The sequence below is a fragment of the Streptomyces sp. NPDC014891 genome (assembly GCF_043081085.1).
GTDB lineage: Bacteria > Actinomycetota > Actinomycetes > Streptomycetales > Streptomycetaceae > Streptomyces.
Genome location: NZ_JBIBWF010000019.1, coordinates 13,364 through 29,395, shown reverse-complemented (window position 1 = coordinate 29,395; position 16,032 = coordinate 13,364). Strand labels below are relative to the sequence as shown.

Annotated in this window: 15 protein-coding genes; 6 read left to right on the top strand and 9 right to left on the bottom strand. The window is 72.7% G+C overall.

Going from position 1 to position 16,032, the window contains the following annotated elements; genetic code table 11:
* Window positions 1-27: 27 nt before the first annotated feature.
* A complete protein-coding gene (locus ACF09E_RS35060) occupies window positions 28-354 on the bottom strand; it encodes an STAS domain-containing protein (RefSeq protein WP_392210298.1) in 327 nt (108 codons plus the stop codon).
* Window positions 351-4,427, bottom strand: coding sequence for a SpoIIE family protein phosphatase (locus tag ACF09E_RS35055; protein ID WP_392210329.1), 4,077 nt, complete (start codon window positions 4,425-4,427; stop codon window positions 351-353). The genes ACF09E_RS35060 and ACF09E_RS35055 overlap by 4 nt, the downstream gene beginning before the upstream one ends.
* Window positions 4,428-4,908: 481 nt before the next feature.
* On the opposite strand from ACF09E_RS35055, the gene ACF09E_RS35050 reads away from it, so the two are divergent.
* Window positions 4,909-5,265: an STAS domain-containing protein gene (locus ACF09E_RS35050; protein WP_361846837.1), complete on the top strand. Its 357-nt coding sequence runs from the start codon at window positions 4,909-4,911 to the stop codon at window positions 5,263-5,265.
* 91 nt (window positions 5,266-5,356) lie between these two features.
* Here ACF09E_RS35050 and ACF09E_RS35045 read toward each other — a convergent pair whose 3' ends face one another.
* The 6 genes from ACF09E_RS35045 to ACF09E_RS35020 all read right to left on the bottom strand — a co-directional run bounded on the left by ACF09E_RS35045 (window position 5,357) and on the right by ACF09E_RS35020 (window position 11,549).
* On the bottom strand, window positions 5,357-7,024 hold the full coding sequence (locus ACF09E_RS35045; RefSeq protein WP_392210296.1) for a SpoIIE family protein phosphatase: 1,668 nt from the start codon (window positions 7,022-7,024) through the stop codon (window positions 5,357-5,359).
* 11 nt (window positions 7,025-7,035) lie between these two features.
* Window positions 7,036-8,730, bottom strand: a complete 1,695-nt coding sequence (locus tag ACF09E_RS35040; RefSeq protein ID WP_392210294.1) for an ATP-binding protein — start codon at window positions 8,728-8,730, stop codon at window positions 7,036-7,038.
* Window positions 8,731-8,855: 125 nt separating this feature from the next.
* Window positions 8,856-9,920 (bottom strand): ATP-binding SpoIIE family protein phosphatase, encoded by a 1,065-nt coding sequence (locus ACF09E_RS35035; RefSeq protein ID WP_392210292.1) that lies wholly within the window; start codon window positions 9,918-9,920, stop codon window positions 8,856-8,858.
* The gene (locus tag ACF09E_RS35030; protein WP_388804086.1) at window positions 9,908-10,330 is read right to left on the bottom strand and encodes an ATP-binding protein; all 423 of its coding nucleotides are present in this window, start codon (window positions 10,328-10,330) and stop codon (window positions 9,908-9,910) included. The genes ACF09E_RS35035 and ACF09E_RS35030 overlap by 13 nt, the downstream gene beginning before the upstream one ends.
* Complete coding sequence (locus ACF09E_RS35025; RefSeq protein WP_361846850.1) at window positions 10,327-10,704, bottom strand: STAS domain-containing protein; 378 nt, start codon at window positions 10,702-10,704, stop codon at window positions 10,327-10,329. Before ACF09E_RS35025 ends, ACF09E_RS35030 begins: the two co-directional genes overlap by 4 nt.
* On the bottom strand, window positions 10,701-11,549 hold the full coding sequence (locus tag ACF09E_RS35020) for an STAS domain-containing protein (protein ID WP_392210290.1): 849 nt from the start codon (window positions 11,547-11,549) through the stop codon (window positions 10,701-10,703). Before ACF09E_RS35020 ends, ACF09E_RS35025 begins: the two co-directional genes overlap by 4 nt.
* 471 nt (window positions 11,550-12,020) lie before the next feature.
* Between ACF09E_RS35020 and ACF09E_RS35015 the strand changes: the two genes are divergently transcribed.
* Complete coding sequence (locus ACF09E_RS35015; RefSeq protein WP_392210288.1) at window positions 12,021-13,202, top strand: spore photoproduct lyase family protein; 1,182 nt, start codon at window positions 12,021-12,023, stop codon at window positions 13,200-13,202.
* Window positions 13,203-13,224: 22 nt separating this feature from the next.
* Here the strand turns inward: ACF09E_RS35015 and ACF09E_RS35010 are convergent, their stop codons facing one another.
* Window positions 13,225-13,584 (bottom strand): STAS domain-containing protein, encoded by a 360-nt coding sequence (locus tag ACF09E_RS35010; RefSeq protein WP_388804077.1) that lies wholly within the window; start codon window positions 13,582-13,584, stop codon window positions 13,225-13,227.
* 177 nt (window positions 13,585-13,761) lie between these two features.
* Here ACF09E_RS35010 and ACF09E_RS35005 point away from each other — a divergent pair, with 177 nt between their 5' ends.
* The 4 genes from ACF09E_RS35005 to ACF09E_RS34990 all read left to right on the top strand — a co-directional run bounded on the left by ACF09E_RS35005 (window position 13,762) and on the right by ACF09E_RS34990 (window position 16,023).
* On the top strand, window positions 13,762-14,223 hold the full coding sequence (locus tag ACF09E_RS35005) for an ATP-binding protein (RefSeq protein ID WP_392210286.1): 462 nt from the start codon (window positions 13,762-13,764) through the stop codon (window positions 14,221-14,223).
* Between the two features lie 103 nt (window positions 14,224-14,326).
* The gene (locus ACF09E_RS35000) at window positions 14,327-14,467 is read left to right on the top strand and encodes a hypothetical protein (protein WP_392210284.1); all 141 of its coding nucleotides are present in this window, start codon (window positions 14,327-14,329) and stop codon (window positions 14,465-14,467) included.
* A complete protein-coding gene (locus ACF09E_RS34995; RefSeq protein WP_392210282.1) occupies window positions 14,464-15,360 on the top strand; it encodes an alpha/beta fold hydrolase in 897 nt (298 codons plus the stop codon). The genes ACF09E_RS35000 and ACF09E_RS34995 overlap by 4 nt, the downstream gene beginning before the upstream one ends.
* A gap of 84 nt (window positions 15,361-15,444) precedes the next feature.
* A complete protein-coding gene (locus ACF09E_RS34990) occupies window positions 15,445-16,023 on the top strand; it encodes a GNAT family N-acetyltransferase (protein WP_392210280.1) in 579 nt (192 codons plus the stop codon).
* The last annotated feature ends 9 nt before the right edge of the window (window positions 16,024-16,032 follow it).

Here is a 16,032-nt window from a genome sequence, read left to right as displayed (position 1 = left end):
CGCCAGGTCCGCGGCCGCCCGTCATGCCTACGGAGCCCCGTGCCGGCCTTCGGGACCCGCCGACGAGGGGACCTCGCGGACCGTGACGAGGCCCGTGAGGCCGGAGATCTCCAGGACGGGCAACAGGAGATCGGTCGCCAGGAGTTCGACATGCCCGGCGTGCGCGAAGAAGACGCTCAGGGCCGCACTGTCGAGGTACGCGACCTCGGTGAGGTCGACCACGACCCGGTCCGGGAGGGCGTCCAGGGCGGACGCCAGGGCATCGGAGTTGCTCATGTCGATCTCACCGACCGCTTTCAGCACGGCGGTGGCGTCCGGCCGCTGTCTCGACGTGAGGCTGAGGGGCGTGGTCATGAGGTGATCCTCGTATACATCTCGGCTCTGGTCCCGGTCGGCCCCGGGACGATGGTGACCTGGTGCATCAGGGCCCGCATGAGCTTCACGCCCCGGCCGCGCAGCGGATGCGCCTCGGGCGCCGGAGTCTTCCAGCGGCCGGTGTCGGTGACCGTCAGCCGCAGTGTGCTCGCCGTGGCCTCCGCGCGCAGGTGCACGGCGTCACCGGGTGCGTCGCGGTGGCCGTGCTCGATCGCGTTCGCGCATGCCTCGCCCGCCGCCACCAGTACGTTCTGCGCGGTCTCCGTGGGCAGATCGCACTCCTGGAGCCAGCTGCGCAGCGCCTGCCGCACCGGCGCGAGCTGCGCGGACTCGGCGGGGAACGTCATGCTCAGCGGGACGGGACGGCGGTAGAGCAGCAGGGCGACGTCGTCGTCGTAGCCGTCCCGCGGTGCCAGACGCCGCATCAGGCCGCCCGCCAGCAGGTCGAGGTTCTCGTCCCGGCCGTCCCGCAGGGTCCGTCCGGCCCGGTCGATGCCCCGGGTCAGCGGGGTGCCGCGGCGTTCGACGAGGCCGTCGGTGTACAACAGCAGGGTGGAGCGGGCCGGGATCGCGCACACGGCCGACGGGCGGGGTCGGCCCACCGTGACGCCGACCGGGCGGCAGCGGCCCTGGTCCAGCAGGCGCGTGGTGCCGTCGGGGAGGGTCAGGAGGCCCGGAGGGTGGCCGGCACTGGAGTAGGTCAGGTTTCCCGCACGGTCCAGGACGCCGCAGAACACGGTGCTGCAGAAGGCCCCCGGGATGCCGACCGAGAACTCGTCCAGAGCCGACAACGCCCGGGCGGGCTCAGCGCTCTGCATGAGCAGCGCGCGGCACGCGCTGCGCAGCTGCCCCATCACCGTGGCGGCTTCGAGACCCCGCCCGACGCAGTCCCCGACGACGATGCCCGTCCGGCCGTCCCGCAGCGGGAAGGTGTCGTACCAGTCGCCGCCGACCTTGAGCGGCCGGCTCGCCGGCTCGTAGCGGACCGCGAAGCCCTCGGGTACGCGTGAGGGGCCCAGGATGGCCTGCTGCAGGGCGATCGCGGTCCGGCGCTCCTGGTCGATCTGGTGGGCGCGCGTCAGCGACTGGGCGAGGTGTCCGCCCAGGAGGGACAGGGTCAGCTCGTCCTCGCCGGTGAAGGGACGGCCCGGAGCGGGTGCGACACGCAGGAGCAGCAGGCCTTCGGGGTGCTCCAGCAGGATGCCCGCCCCCGCATCGGTCGTGAGCGGGGTCAGGGGCGGCTGGTCGCGCAGGTCGAGCAGGAGGCGGCGCGACTCGGCGGTGGGCTCCGCCGCGTCGCCCTCCTCGTGGTCCTTCTCCTCCATGACGACCGTGGGCACGCCCTCGTCGGTGAACACGACGGCCGTGACGCGGCGCGCCCGCCACAGATCCCTGAGTCCGCCGAGTGCGCGGCTCAGGACGTCGGTCGGGCTGACGGCCTCCGCCGTGCGGGCGGCGACGGCGGCCAGGGCGCGCTCGCGCCGGGCGGCGTGGTGGTCCGCCGTGACGTCGCGGAAGGTGCCCACGAAGACGCGGCGACCGCTGTCGGGGTCCTGGAGCCGCGTGCCCGCGACGCTCACCCAGACCCGGTGCCCGTCGCGGTGGGTGAGGGGCAGGGTCGAAGGACCCGGGGGACGGTCCGGTGCCGTCGTCAGGTGGGCGAAGGCGGTCTCGACCTCGCGCCGTTCTTCCGGGGCCGCCTGCGCGTCGGGCCACCACGGGGGAGCGGAGGGGTAGGGGAGCCCCTCCGGCCCGAACCCGAGGATGTCGGTGAAGGCGGCGTTGAGCTCCACGACCGCGCCGGTCTCGTCGCAGACGAAGAACGCCTCCTGGAGGGAGTCGACGAGCGCGGTACGCCAGCGGGCGTGCTGGTTGCGCAGCCGTCCGAGCTCCACGTGGGCGTGCACGCGGGCCAGCAGCTCCCCCGCGGCGAAGGGCTTCACGAGGTAGTCGTCGGCGCCCGCTCCGAGCCCCTCGACGGACGCCTCCTGGCCGGCGCGGGCGGACAGGAGCAGGACGGGGACCGCCGCGGTGCGCGGGTCGGCACGCAGGGCGCCGACGAGTCCCAGCCCGTCCAGGCGGGGCATCATCACGTCGCTGACGACCAGGTCGGGCGTGCGGGTGCGGATCGCCGCGAGCGCCGCCAGGCCGTCGTTCGCCGTCCGGACCTCGTAGCCGGCGCCGGACAGCAGCCGCACGAGGTACTCGCGCATGTCGGCGTTGTCGTCGGCGACGAGGACGTTCGGGACGACAGGCGCCGCCGGGCCCGCCGTCTCCGCCCGCCGGTAGGGCGATCCGGCAGCCCCGCGCAGAGCCGGCGCGGTCGCCGGCGTCTCGTCGAGCCAGCGCAGGGCCTCCTGGACGTACGGCTCCGCCGCACTCCTGGTCGCTTCGGTCCGGAGCTGCCCCGGCGGCCGTACGCCTGCCGGGACCGGTGCGCCCGCCGAGTCCTCCGAAGGCCGTGCGGACGCGTCGGGGAGGACGACCGCGTCCGCGGGCAGGTGGCCGCTGCCGAGGGGGAGGCGGATCGTGAAACTGCTGCCGCGTCCCTCGACGGACCGCGCGTCGAGCGAACCGCCGTGCAGGGTCACCAGTTCCCGGGCGAGCGCGAGCCCGATGCCACTGCCCTCGCCGGAGCGCGCGCGGCTGTTCTCGACGCGGTGGAAGCGCTCGAAGAGGCGGGGCAGTTCATGGGCGGGCACACCCACGCCGGTGTCCGTGACGCTCACCACCGCCTCCTCGCCGTCGGCCCGTACGCTCACGTCGATCGTCCCCTCGAAGGTGAACTTCAACGCGTTGGACAGCAGGTTGAGCACCACCTTCTCCCACATGTCCCGGTCGATGTACACCGCGGCGTCCAGCGGGCGGCAGTCGACGCGGAGGCCGAGCCCGGCCCGCTCGACGGCGGAGCGGAACACGCTGGCGAGGTCGGCCGTGACCGCCCCCAGATCCACCGGCTCGTAGCGGGCCTGCATGCGGCCCGCCTCGATGCGGGAGAAGTCCAGCAGGGTGTTGACGAGCCTGCCCAGGCGCAAGCCGTTGCGGTGGACCATGTCGAGTTCGGCGCTCATGGCGGTCCCGGCATCGTGGGCGAGGGCGCGCAGCTCCTCGACGGGGCCCATGATCAGGGTCAGCGGGGTCCGGAACTCGTGGCTGATGTTGGCGAAGAAGGCCGTCTTGGCGCGGTCGAGTTCGGCGAGCTGCTCCGCCCGCTGCCGCTCGGCGCGGTAGCTCCGGGCGTGGGAGATTCCGGCGGCGAGGTATCCCGCGACGAGTTCGAGGAAGGCCCGGTAGGTGTCGTCGAGCGGCCGGTAGCGGTTCAGGCCGACGACCAGGAAGCCGTACGGAGCGGTGCCCTGCCCGAGCAGGGGGAGGAGCAGGGCCTGAATCGGCGGGGCGGACCACGCTCCGGCGGGCAGGTCCGTGTGCGTCGGACCGTCCAGCGCGACCAGGTCGGGAGCGTGCCGCCCGGGCCCGTGGGGCGGCCACGGCGCCGACGCGTCGCCGGTGTCCAGCAGCGGGGGAGCGGCGGGGTGCCCGGCCGCGATGCCGGTGGCCGCCGCCAGCCGGGCCGAGCCGTCCTCCTCGAAGAGGTACGTGAGGGTGAAGGGCAGGTCCTTGTCGTTCAGTTCCAGTTGCCGCCCGGCGAAGGCGACCATCTCGCGCTCGGTCAGCAGTGCGCGGGGGTCCGAGCCGAGGTCGCGCAGCGTGCTCATGCGGCGCTCGGCGATGATCCGGTCGGTCTCCTCGCTGACCACGCAGAGCACGCCCGCGACCCGGGCCTCGTCGTCGCGGAGCGGGCTGTACGAGAAGGTGTGGTAGCTCTCCTCGGCGAACCCGGAGCGCTCCAGGAACAGCAGCAGCCCCTCGTCCCACGTGGCCTCGCCGCCGGCGAGGACGTGCTCGACCCGGTGGCGGACGTCCTGCCACACCTCGGCCCACACCTCGCTCACCGGGCGGCCCAGCGCCCAGGGGTACTTGCCGCCCAGCGTGTCGCGACGGTAGGCCGCATTGCAGAAGAACGTCAGCTGCGGCCCCCAGGCCATCCACATCGCGAAGCGCGACGACAGCAGGATGCTCACCGCGGTCCGCAGACTCTGCGGCCAGGTCTCCGGCGCGCCCAGGGGCGTGGCCTCCCAGTCCACCGCCGACAGGTCCCGGCCGATCACCTCGTCGGCCGCGAACACCTCGTGCACGGGTCCCCTCGGGGTCCGTGCCTCGTCGCTGTCACCGCTCACGGGTGGCCGACCTCCTGGGTGCCGACAGGCACGCTCCTGCTTCTCGGACCGCGGCGATCACGGCTGCGGACCGGTGGTCTGCCGGGCCGTGCCGCACCGCGTGCTGACGCGATGCCCCGGTGCGGCGTGCCGCCGAGGCCCGGCGCCCCGGGACGTTCGCGTGATCCGTAGGATAAGTCTGCAATTGCACAGACCGGGGCGGGTACACGGTTCGCGTGGCAGAGTTCCTCCTGCCGACGCGCAGGCGGTGCCGCACCCGCGCCATCCGTACGCCCCGAGCCGCACAGGAGATCCGGTGACCGACCACGCCCTCACCGTCAGCCCGCAGGACGACGCTTCGGGTGCCCGCGTCCTCGTCGTGAGCGGGGATCTCGACTACCACTCGGCTTCCGTCCTCTCCGGCGCCTTCGAGGAGCAGGGGTTCGCTCCCGGAACGCGGTACGTACTCGATCTGACCCGGCTGATGTACTGCGACTCCACGGGGATCACCGTCATGCTCAGCGCCTACCAGCGGGCGCGGGCCGCCGGGTGCGGGATCGAACTCGCCGGGGTGAACGAAGACCTGTCGCGCGTCTTCCGGATCATGGGCCTGGACCAGGTCTTCACGCTCGTGCCGACCCTGGACGAGGCTCTCGGCAGGCCCACCTCCTGACGACACCTGCTCATCGGGCCGGCTCCGTGGCACACGGGTGCCCTGTGCCACGCCGTTCGCAGTCGGTTCGCCGGTCACCGCGGCCGACCCGTCAGCAGGGCGGGCCCGTCACGCGCGCCGCCATGAGGGCGACGTCGTCCTCGCCGTCCGGAGGGAAGGCGGCCAGCAGCCCCTCGCAGATCTTCTCGACGTCGGTGGGCAGGTCGCCGAGGGCGCCGGCCAGACGCTTCAGGGACTCCTCGATGTCCTCGTGACGGCGCTCGATCAGCCCGTCCGTGGTCATGACGAGCACGGATCCCGGCTCGACCGCCACCTGGACCGGGGGCGGCTGCGGAAGCCCCAGGCCCAGGAGCGGGCCGTGGTCCTCGACGAAGCGCACGCCTCCGTCCGGGGAGCGCAGGAGCGGCGGCAGGTGGCCGGCGTTGGAGATGTGGAGCGTCCCGGTGCTCTCGTCGATGAAGACGATGCAGAGGGTGAGCGTGAGGCGGGCCTCCACCGCGCCGAGCAGGTTCTCCACCCGTTCGAGGATCGCCTGCGGCGAGTGGCCCTCGATGGCGTAGGCGCGCAGGGCGTGCCGGACCTGCCCCATCAGCATGGCCGCGTCCAGGGAGTGCCCCGCGACGTCGCCGACGGCCAGCAGCAGCCCGCCCCGGGTGGGAAGGGCCTCGTAGAAGTCGCCGCCGATCTCCGCGTGTTCACTGGCGGGCAGATAGCGCACCGCGAGTTCGGCCAGGGCGGACCGCGGCAGCGAGTCGGGAAGGAAGCTCCGCTGGAGGGTCAGGGCCAGGTCGTGTTCCTGGGTGTAGCTGCGCAGGGCCTCCAGGGCGAGCGCGCAGGCCTGCGCCAGCTGGGTCAGCAGCTGCGAGTCGTCGGGGGTCGTGACCGCGTCGGCGGGCACCACGAGGCAGACCGGCGGCCGACCGGGCTTCGCCCGCGCCGCGGCCACGACGAGCCCGCTTCCCGCGAGTCCGGCGGGCAACCCCGGCCAGGCGTCACCCTCCATCGAGAAGAGGTGCGAGCCGGCGCGGTCGCCGAGCGCCTTCGACAGGGCCGGCTTCCGTACGTCGACGAGGACATCGCCCTCCGGGGCCGAACCCCCGTCGAGGTCGACGGACGGAACGACCGCCGCGGCCCGACCCGGAGCGCCCTTCCCGGTCGCCGAGATCGGGTCGCCGTGCGGGGAGACGAGCGCCGCGACGGCGGTGGTGCCCAGCACGACCGCCGCCCCCTGGGCCGCCGCCCGCGCGACCTCCGCGGCGTCCTCCGCGCTGTAGAGCTGGAGCGTGGCCTTGTTGAGGTGCAGCAGACGGTCGGCGAGGCGCTCGGCCCGGCGACGGGCGCGGGCGTAGCGCAGGGTGGCCCCGACCGTCGCGAGGAGTTCGTCGGGCGCTATCGGCTCGGTCAGGTAGGCGTCCGCGCCGCGGTTGAGGCCCTGGGTCCGGTCGGTGGTGGTGATCGCGGACGCCGAGACGTGGATGACGGGCAGCGCCGCGGTCGCCGGGTCGCCCTTGATCCGCTCGCACACGTCGAAGCCGGTCATGTCGGGCAGGCGGACGTCGACGATGGTCACCTCCGGCAGGGACGCGCCGGTGCGGAGCATCGCGAGCGCCTGGGTGCCGTCCTCGGCCTCGACGACCTCGTGTCCCGCGCGGGACAGGGTCGTACGCAGCACGTAGCGGTTCGTCGGGTTGTCGTCGACGACGAGCACGGTCGCGGTCGAGTTGTCCGAGTAGTCCGGACTGGACGGATCGGGGATCACGCGGTGGTCTTTCATCTCTCGGGGGCGGCGTCGGTCACCGGGGCCGGGTGGCCGGTGGGGGACGGGTCGAGGCCCAGGGCGAGCAGGATGCGCTCACGGGTCAGGTGCGTCTTGCTCAGGACGGACCGCGCGTGCGTGAGCCGCGTCCGGTCGACCTCGCTGGGATCGCTGGAGGTCAGCACCACGACGGGGATCCGGGCGGTCAGCGGGTCCCGGGCGAGGGCCGTGAGCAGCGCGTACCCGTCGGGAGGGGGCATCACGAGGTCGACGAGGATCGCGTCGGGCGGGGAGCCGCGGACGACGTCGAGCACGCGGGAACTCTCCGTGAGCTCGGTGACGTCGTCGGCCAGGCTCGCCAGGGTCGGGCGCAGCAGGTCGAGGAAGGTCGCGTCGTCGTCGACGACCAGCAGCGAGCCCAGGGTCGCGGGCGCTCCGGCCGTGCCGCTCTGACGTCCCGCCGCCTCCACGCTCTGGGCGTCGAGCCGGGCGGGGATCTCCACCCGGACGACGGTCCCCTCGCCTGGTGCGCTGCTGAGCGTGAGCGTTCCGCCGAGGATCGCGGTGAGCTTGCGCGCGTAGGGCAGTCCCAGCCCGGTGCCCGACTGCCCGCGCTGATGCGTCCCGCGGACCTGGTAGAACTCCTCGAACACCTGCTCCTGCTGATCCAGCGGAATGCCGATGCCGGTGTCCGTGGTGGTGAAGGCCAGCCAGCTCCCCCCGTCCCGCTCCTCGCACTCGACGGTGAGGCGGACCTCGCCCGAGGTGGTGAACTTGAGGCCGTTGGACAGCACGTTGCGCAGGACGCGGGTCAGCATCACGTCGTCGGTGACCAGACACGGGGGATCGGTGAGATCGGGGATGTCGAGACGGACACCCTCGTGCGCCATCCCTCCCAGCGTTCCCCGGAGCTGGTGCAGCATCGTCCGCAGATCCGTGTCCACGGCCGACGGCTCAAGGCGCCCCGACTCGGCCTTGGCCACGTCCAGCAGCTCCTCGACGAGAGCCAGGAGCGTGCTCCCGGAGCTGGCGACCAGGGAGAGCTGCTGACGCTGCTCCTCGGTCGTGGGATCGGCGTCGGGCGCCAGGAGCAGCCGGGCCAGCGCGATGACGGAGTTCACCGGGGCACGCAGCTCGTGGCTCACGTTCGCCCAGAACCGCGTCTTCGCCTCGCTGGCCAGCCGCAGCTGACGCGACTTGTCCTCCAGCTCGGCGTAGAGCGCCACGACGCCCGTGTTGGTCTCCTCCAGCTCCGCCGACAGCTCGCTGTAGAGGGCGACCACACCCTTGTTGGTCTCCTCCAGCTCGGCGTTGAGCCGCTGCAGCTCCTCCTTCTGCGCCCTGGACTCCTCCAGGGCCTGCAGGAGCTGCCGGTTCTGCGACCGCAGCTCCTCGGTCATGCTGAACTCGGCCGGACCGTTGAGCTGCTCGCGGATCCGGTCCAGACGCTCGCGCGTGAGGTCCTCTGAGGAAGGCAGTCGCTGTCCCACCGTCAGCGTGTCTCCTTCCTCCGAGGTGGTGTACGTGCACTGGTCGAGCAGCCGCTCGGCCGCTCGTAGCGTCGAGGCGTCGGGCCGGCGCCCGCCGGTCCAGGTGAAACGGGCGAGCAGGTGCGGGGCCTGCCGGGGGCCGGGCGCCGCTCGCAGGAGGACCCGGAACTCCGGGGATCCCAGCAGATCACGTGCCACCTCGCTCAGTACCGTCACCACGCGGACTCGTTCGTGCCCCTCCAGTCCCAGGGCTCTGCTCAGCAGCTGTCCCTGACGCCGGAGTTCAAACACGTCTCTGTCGACGGACAGCGCGCACGCGCCCAAGTCGTATGGTTCGACCGGTCTCACGGGGTGGCCGCCCTCGCGACCAGGATTCCGGCGTCGTCCCGCCGTACGCCTGCCTGGCCCAGGACATGCCCGGCGATGACCGAGGGACGTCTCCGGAACACGCCGGGGAAGTCGGCGGGCGACCAGCGGTCGCTCAACCCGTCCGAGTGGAGGACGAGCACGGCACCGGGATCGAGGCGCCCCTGGAAGCTCCGCAGGGCGGTCGGCATCTGGTGACCGACGATGCCCGGCAGGGACAACAGGCCCTGCCGCTTGTCGCCGTTCACCACGCAGACGGTGATGTTCCCCACGCCGCAGTTCTCGACGGTGCCACGGGCGAAGTCGGCCCGGGCCACCGAGACCGCCGCGCCCCGCGTCCCCTTCAACTGCAGGTGCACGGCCCGCAGGATCTCTTCCGGCGACCGGTGGGCATGGGCCCGGAACGCGGCCCGAGCCCGCTCGCTGGCCAGGGCCGCCAGCGGACCGTGCCCGAGGCCGTCGGAGAGCATCGCGGTGACGACGGGTCCGCCCTCACCCGGATCGGTACGCGCGGACCAGCTGTCCCCGCAGACCGTCTCCCCGCTGATCGGCCGCGTCAGCCCGGCCACCACGGGCTCGGGCCCGGCCGACCCGTCGTCCTCACGCACCGACCAGAAGCGGGCCAGCAGCGTCGTCCCCCTGCCCGGCACCGAGTACACGTCGAACGCGTCGGCGGACCGCGCGATCGCCCCCATGCCGACCCCGAGGGTGCCGCTGCTCGACATGCCGTCGAGCAGGGCGCTCCGCAGGTCGGATATCCCGGGACCGCTGTCGAGGGACAGCAGTTCGACGGCGGCGCGGTCGGGAAGGGTGACCACCCGCAGCGCGAGCGCCCCGTCCCGGGCGTGCTTCTGCAGGTTGGTGGCCGCCTCCGTCACCGCCAGCTCGACCTCCGCGACGCGATCGGCGGACATGCCGACGCGGTGCGCCAGGCGAGCGGCCTCCCGTCGTGCCACGGCCCCCAGGGCGGTGTCGAGACGCAGCCACACCACGTCCTCCGCCTCGATGGTCGCGCCGACGGCAGGCGGGTTCACCGTGCCCACTTGAGCACGGTCACCGTCGTACCGACACCCGGCACCGAGACCAGCTCGAACTCGTCGACCAGGCGACGCGCCCCGCTGAGCCCCAGGCCCATCCCGCTGCCCGAGGTCCAGCCGTCGGTCAGCGCCAGTTCCACGTCGTCGATGCCTGGGCCGGTGTCGACGAACCGCACCCACACCCCGACCCGCGCCATGTCGCGGACGACGGCCGCGTGCGCCTGCCCGCCGCCGCCGTAGATCAGCGTGTTGCGGCCGAGTTCACTTGCCGCGGTGACCAGCTTGGTCTGGTTGACGAGCGACAGGCCGGCCTGCTGCGCCAGCAGCCGGACGGCCTGACGCGCCTTGACCACGTCACCGCTGGCCTGGATCAGGACTTCTTCCCGGGAGGCCGCGTCGGCCGGATACTCCCTCACCGGCGTTCCGGCCGTGACGCCTGGGACCGCCGCAGGTACCCCAGGCCCAGTTCGAGGTTGAGAGCGGTCCGGACGCCCTTGAGGGACAGCCCGAGCTCCACCAGGGTCATGGCCACCGCCGGGCGCATGCCGACGACGACCGTCTCCGCGCCCAGGACCCGGGAGATCGCCGCGGTGGTGGCCAGCATGCGGCCGACGAAGGAGTCGACGATCTCCAGTGCGGAGATGTCGATGATCACTCCGCGCGCGGAGTGGGTGACGATCTGCTGGGACAGGTCGTCCTGCAGGTCCAGGACCATCTGGTCCTCGAGGTCGAGCTGGATCGAGACGAGGAGGACGTCCCCGATCTTCAGGACCGGTACGCGATCGCTCACAGCAGGCCTTCCGAGCGGGTCGCGGCGGCCTTGTCGATCTCCACGAGGGCGTGACGCAGGGCGTCGGCCAGGGTGGCCTTGGTGGGAATGTCGCCGAACTCGATGCCGAGGCCCACGATGGTCTGCGCGATCTGCGGCCGGATGCCGGAGATGACGCACTCCGCGCCCATCATCCGCGCGGCCACGACGGTCTTCAGGAGGTGCTGCGCGACCTGGGTGTCCACGGCGGGGACGCCGGTGATGTCGATGATCGCGTGAGCGGAGTTGGAGTCGAGGAGTGCCTGGAGCAGCTTCTCCATCACCACCTGGGTACGGGCCGAGTCCAGGGTTCCGACGAGCGGCACGCCCACCACCCCGTCCCACAGCTTCACCACGGGGGTGGACAGCTCCAGCAGCTGCTGGGACTGTCCGGAGATGATCTCCTCGCGCGTCCGCGCGTACTCCTCCATGGTGAACAGACCGAGGTCGTCCATCAGGCGCGCGAACTCGAGGTAGCCGCGGACCTCGTCGGCGGAACCGTCGACGAGGAGGGACTCCACGACCCGCTTGAGGGCGAAGACGCTCACCGCGGTCTCGGAGGGCGTGAAGCCCTGGCGGGCACGGTTGCGCGACAGCTCGACGAGCAGGCTGCGGACGACCGTGTAGCCCTCGCCCCGGCCGGAGAACCCGCCGGTCGCCAGGGCGTCGGTGATCGCGTCGTACAGCTCGCCCAGCTCGCGGCCCAGCTCGACGGTGCTCAGCCGGCCGTGCAGGGAGCGCCCGACGTGCTCCTCCCACTGCGCGAGCAGTTCGGCACGACGTGACGACATCAGGTCCAGCAGTCGCTTTGCATCCGCGCTGTCCATTCCAGTACCCCTCCGCATCCACAAAGCATCAAATATCCCGGCTGACAATACGGCACCGAAAGCCCAGCTGAGGCTACGCGTCCGCCCCCGCCCTCCCCGGCCCGCGGAGCCGTCGGCACCCGGCCGGGAGGCCGACGCGCCAGGCGCCGCCCCACCGGCCGACCGCGTCCCTACCCGGGATCGCCGCGGTGATGTCACGCCGTGGGGAGAAGTCCCGGCCGCGTCCCCGCGTCCCCGCGGCCCACGTCCGCGACCCGCCGGAGGCGTCCCGCGGGCCCGCCGTGGAGACCGAGATCTTCAGCACACCGGCCGGGAGCCACTCCGGCTCCGGCAGGGGCCGCCACGCTCGGTGACCGGTGGCCGCACAGGTGGGCGCCCGTCTTCCGTAGGCTGGGATCACACGACCGGGCGACGGCCGCATCCGGGCGATCGCCCGGACGGCGGTGGTCGGCACGAGGGCAGTGGAGCGGGATGCGGCAGGGTGGCGAGGACCCGGGTGACGAGCCCGACGGTCTGTTCAGCATGGGTGACCTCGCGGCCGCCGCCGCGCCGGAGGAAGCCGCCACCGGGCGCCGGTTCCGCGAGGAACCGCAGGCGCGGAGGCTGCTCGACGTGGAGCGGATCTACGCCGAGCCGGCCGCCGCGGACTCCCTGCGGGGGCGGCAGATCATGGCACGGTTCCCCTCGGCCCGAGTCGTGGAGACGGAGTCCCACTGGCGCATTCCGCACCTGCACGGAAACGAGGGCCAGGTCGAGCGGTGGGTGAGGGTCAAGCGGGAGACCCTGGTCCTGGGCGAGCGGAAGTCCTTCGGGGTCCGCCCCAACGGGCGCTCCGCCGACTGGATCGCCCCGGGCCTCTCCAACGGCTGCGCGATGGCGTGTGCGTACTGCTACGTCCCCCGGCGCAAGGGGTTCGCCAACCCGATCACCGTGTTCACCAACGTCGACCGCGTGCTGGCCGCCGTCGGCCGTCACATCGCGAAGGCGGGCCGCAAGGACACCCCGAACCAGTGCGACGACCACGCCTGGGTCTACGACGTCGGGGAGAACGGCGACTGCTCCGTCGACGATCTCATCAGCGACAACACCGCGGACCTCATCCGTGCGTTCCGGCGGTGGCCCACGGCCAAGGCGTCCTTCGCCACCAAGTTCGTCAACCCGGACCTGCTGCGGCTCGACCCGCAGGGCCGCACCCGGATCCGGTTCTCCGTGATGCCGCCCGACGACTCCCGCCTCCTCGACATCCGGACCAGTCCCGTCGCGGACCGCCTCGCCGCCGCCGCGGACTTCCTGGACGCCGGGTACGAGGTCCACTTCAACCTCTCCCCGGTGGTCATCCGGCCCGGCTGGGAACAGGCCTGGGCCGAGCTGCTGACGACCATGGACGACGTGCTCGCGCGGCGGGTGAAGGACCAGGCGGCGGCGGAGATCATCCTGCTCACCCACAACCAGGACCTGCACCAGGTCAACCTCGGCTGGCACCCGCGCGCGGAGGACGTCCTGTGGCGGCAGGACATCCAGCAGCCCAAACGCTCCGAGAACGGCAGCTGGAACGTCCGCTACCGCACCGCCGCCAAGGCCGAGGCCGTCGACACGCTGATCCGGCTGATCCAGGAGCACGCACCGTGGCTGCGGGTCCGCTACGCCTTCTGAGCCCCGGCCCCGCCCGGGTGCGTCAGCTGTCCAGGGCCTCTTCCACGGTGGGGTGACAGGGGATGACGGCGTCGATGCCGACGAGCTCGATCACACGGTTCACGGCCGGAGTCGCCGCGGCGACCCGCAGCCATCCGCCCAGGTCCGACAGATGCTGGTTCACGTAGATCAGGACGTTGATGCCGCTGGAGTCCAGGAAGGTCACGCGCGCCAGATCCGCCACGACACGCGACGTCTCCTGCTGCGCCTGAAGAGCGTCCCGGACGACGTCCTTGGTGGTGTGGTCGATCTCCCCCGTCAGACTGACCACACGGACCCCATCGGCCACACGGTGCTGCACGGACAGCCGGCCGGTCCGGTCCGCTTGCTCGTTGCTGGTCATCATCTCCCTCACAGCGCCTACTCTTACCCTCCGGGACGTGGGCCCGCCGGTGATTCTGCCCCACAGGCGCGGGCCGCGTACACCGGGACGGTCCCCCGAGAAGCGGGCCGCCCCCTGGCGGCCGGACCGACGGGCGGCGGCGGCGCTCCCGGACGGGAAAGAGGACGGAGAAGGCGAGTGGAACCCCTCGACGGCACGGAGGACACCGTGCAGCTCAAGCACGAGGACAGACGTGTCCCGTTCGCCTCCCACGCGCTCGACGGGAACGACGCGGGATGCATCTCCGAGGCCCGCCGCCACGCGGCGGCCTTCCTCGGCGAGGACCGCACCGGGCACCGTCCGCCGATCACGCAGCGCGTGCGCGACCTCACCGCCCTGGTCGTGAGCGAACTCGTCACCAACGCCCACAAGTACGCCCCCGGCCCCGTCCGCATGGAGCTCCGGATCCACGCCGGCAGCCTGGAGGTGAGCGTGTGCGACAGCCGGTCCGCGGTCCCCGCGGTGCGGGGTGTCGACCCGGGCCGGATCGGTCAGCACGGGATGGAGATCATCCAGGCCCTCGCCGACCACCTGTCCATAGAGCCGGGACCGGACGGCAAGCGCATCACCGTCCGCCTGTCCCTGACCGGCGCCCCCTAGCGGCGGCGCTCCCGCCCGTCAGCCGCGGCACCGCAGCCGAGCGTGGCGAGGACTGGACAACGGCTGCCCGTATCCCTTTGTGGATCACTTTCGTTGGCGCTGCATGAACGTCCCCAGCGTCACCCGCGTGCCCACACGGCACCGCCGCTCCGCAGAGGCCGCCGCATCCTGGGAACCGACCGACCGCCTCCACGCGCCGGCCGCCGTCACCGCCGTACCGCTCGTCCCCGGGGAGGCCCGGTGAGCGAGGAGACCCTACGGCTGGAGCACGAGGGCTTCCGCTACTCCTGCCGAGTCAACCGGGCGCCCGACCCCGCCGCCCCGCCCGTCTTCCTCTTCGGCGGCGCGCTGCACCGCAACCACGGCTGGGCCCGGAGACTGGAGAAGGCCCTCCCATCCCGCACCACGGTCGTCACCGTGGACCTGCCGGGCTTCGGCGCGGCCGACCCGCTGCCCCCGGCCTACGACGCCTCCTTCCTCGCAGGAGCGGCCTGGCGCGCCGTGGACCGTCTCGGCTTCGCGCAGTACGACCTGGTGGGACAGTGCCTCGGCGGCTTCGTCGTCCAGCACATGCTGCGACAGGCCAGGCCGGAGGTCCGCCGGGTCGTCCTCTCCGGAGTGTGCGCGGGCCCCTGGCCCGGCCCGCAGCTGAAGGCTCAGCTCCAGAGCGCCGAGGTCGCCAGCGACCGCGGCGACCGCGCCACGCTCCTCGACGTGGCGACCCGGCTGTTCTTCGGCTCGGCGGCGAACGCCGGCGCGACGACGGACCAGGGCCCCGTACCCCAGTTCCGGGACAGGATCGGATCACTCGACCCCGCCGTCCTGGAGGACCTCAGGAGCCACCTCTACCGCCAGTGGTTCCCGACGGACCTCGGAACACCGTCCCCGCCCGAGGGGCCGGTCCTGGTCTTCACCGGGGTCGCCGACATCCTGACGCCGCCCGGCGACGCCCACCGGCTGGCCATGAGCTACCCGCGGGGCAGGTTCGCCGTCGTCGAGGACGCGGGCCACATGATCCACGTGGAACGCCCCGACCTGTACGGGGAGATCGTGGCCTCCCACCTGAGCGACCGCGACGAGGCCGTCCCGCACTGCCGCCCGCTCGACGCGTCCGAACGGCGGGAGCAGCTCACATGACGCCACTCCCGTGCCTCCGCGGGCCGGCTGCCCGTGGGTAGGGCGGCCGTGCACCGGCGCGGACGGTTCGTCGTACTCCGGGAGTTGGCGCAGGACGACCTGGACCGTGCGGCGGAGATGTGGGGCGACCCCGACGCCACCCGCTTCCTCACCGCGGCCCCCATGACCAGGCAGCAGGCCGCGGAAGCCCTCCGCCGGGCCCGGCTCTCGGCCGTCGCGCCCGACCGCAGGATCTACCACCTGGCGATCGCCCAGCACGACGGCGTCCTCGTCGGCAGCGTGGCCGTGAATCTGGAGGGCATGAGCAGCGCGTACGTCCATTCGCTGGTCCTGCATCCACGGGCACGCAACCTGGCCCTCGCCGGTGCGGACGCGGCCCGGCTCACGGCGGCCTTCTGCTTCGAGGACCTCGGGCGGCACCGGTTCTGGTGCATGTGCCGGGAGGACAACACGAGCGCCAGACGCCTCTACGTCAGTCTCGGCATGAGCCAGCAGGGCCTCTTCCGCGAGGTCGACTGCAAGGAGGGCCGTCGGCACAACCACCTGGTCTTCGACTGGCTGGCACCGGAATGGGAAGCCCGCCGCAAGCCTCCGCCACAGCGCCGGCCCCCGGACGTCGTCATCGCGCGGCCCGAGGAGGCGGACGCGGCCCACCGCCGTTGAGGGCCTTCG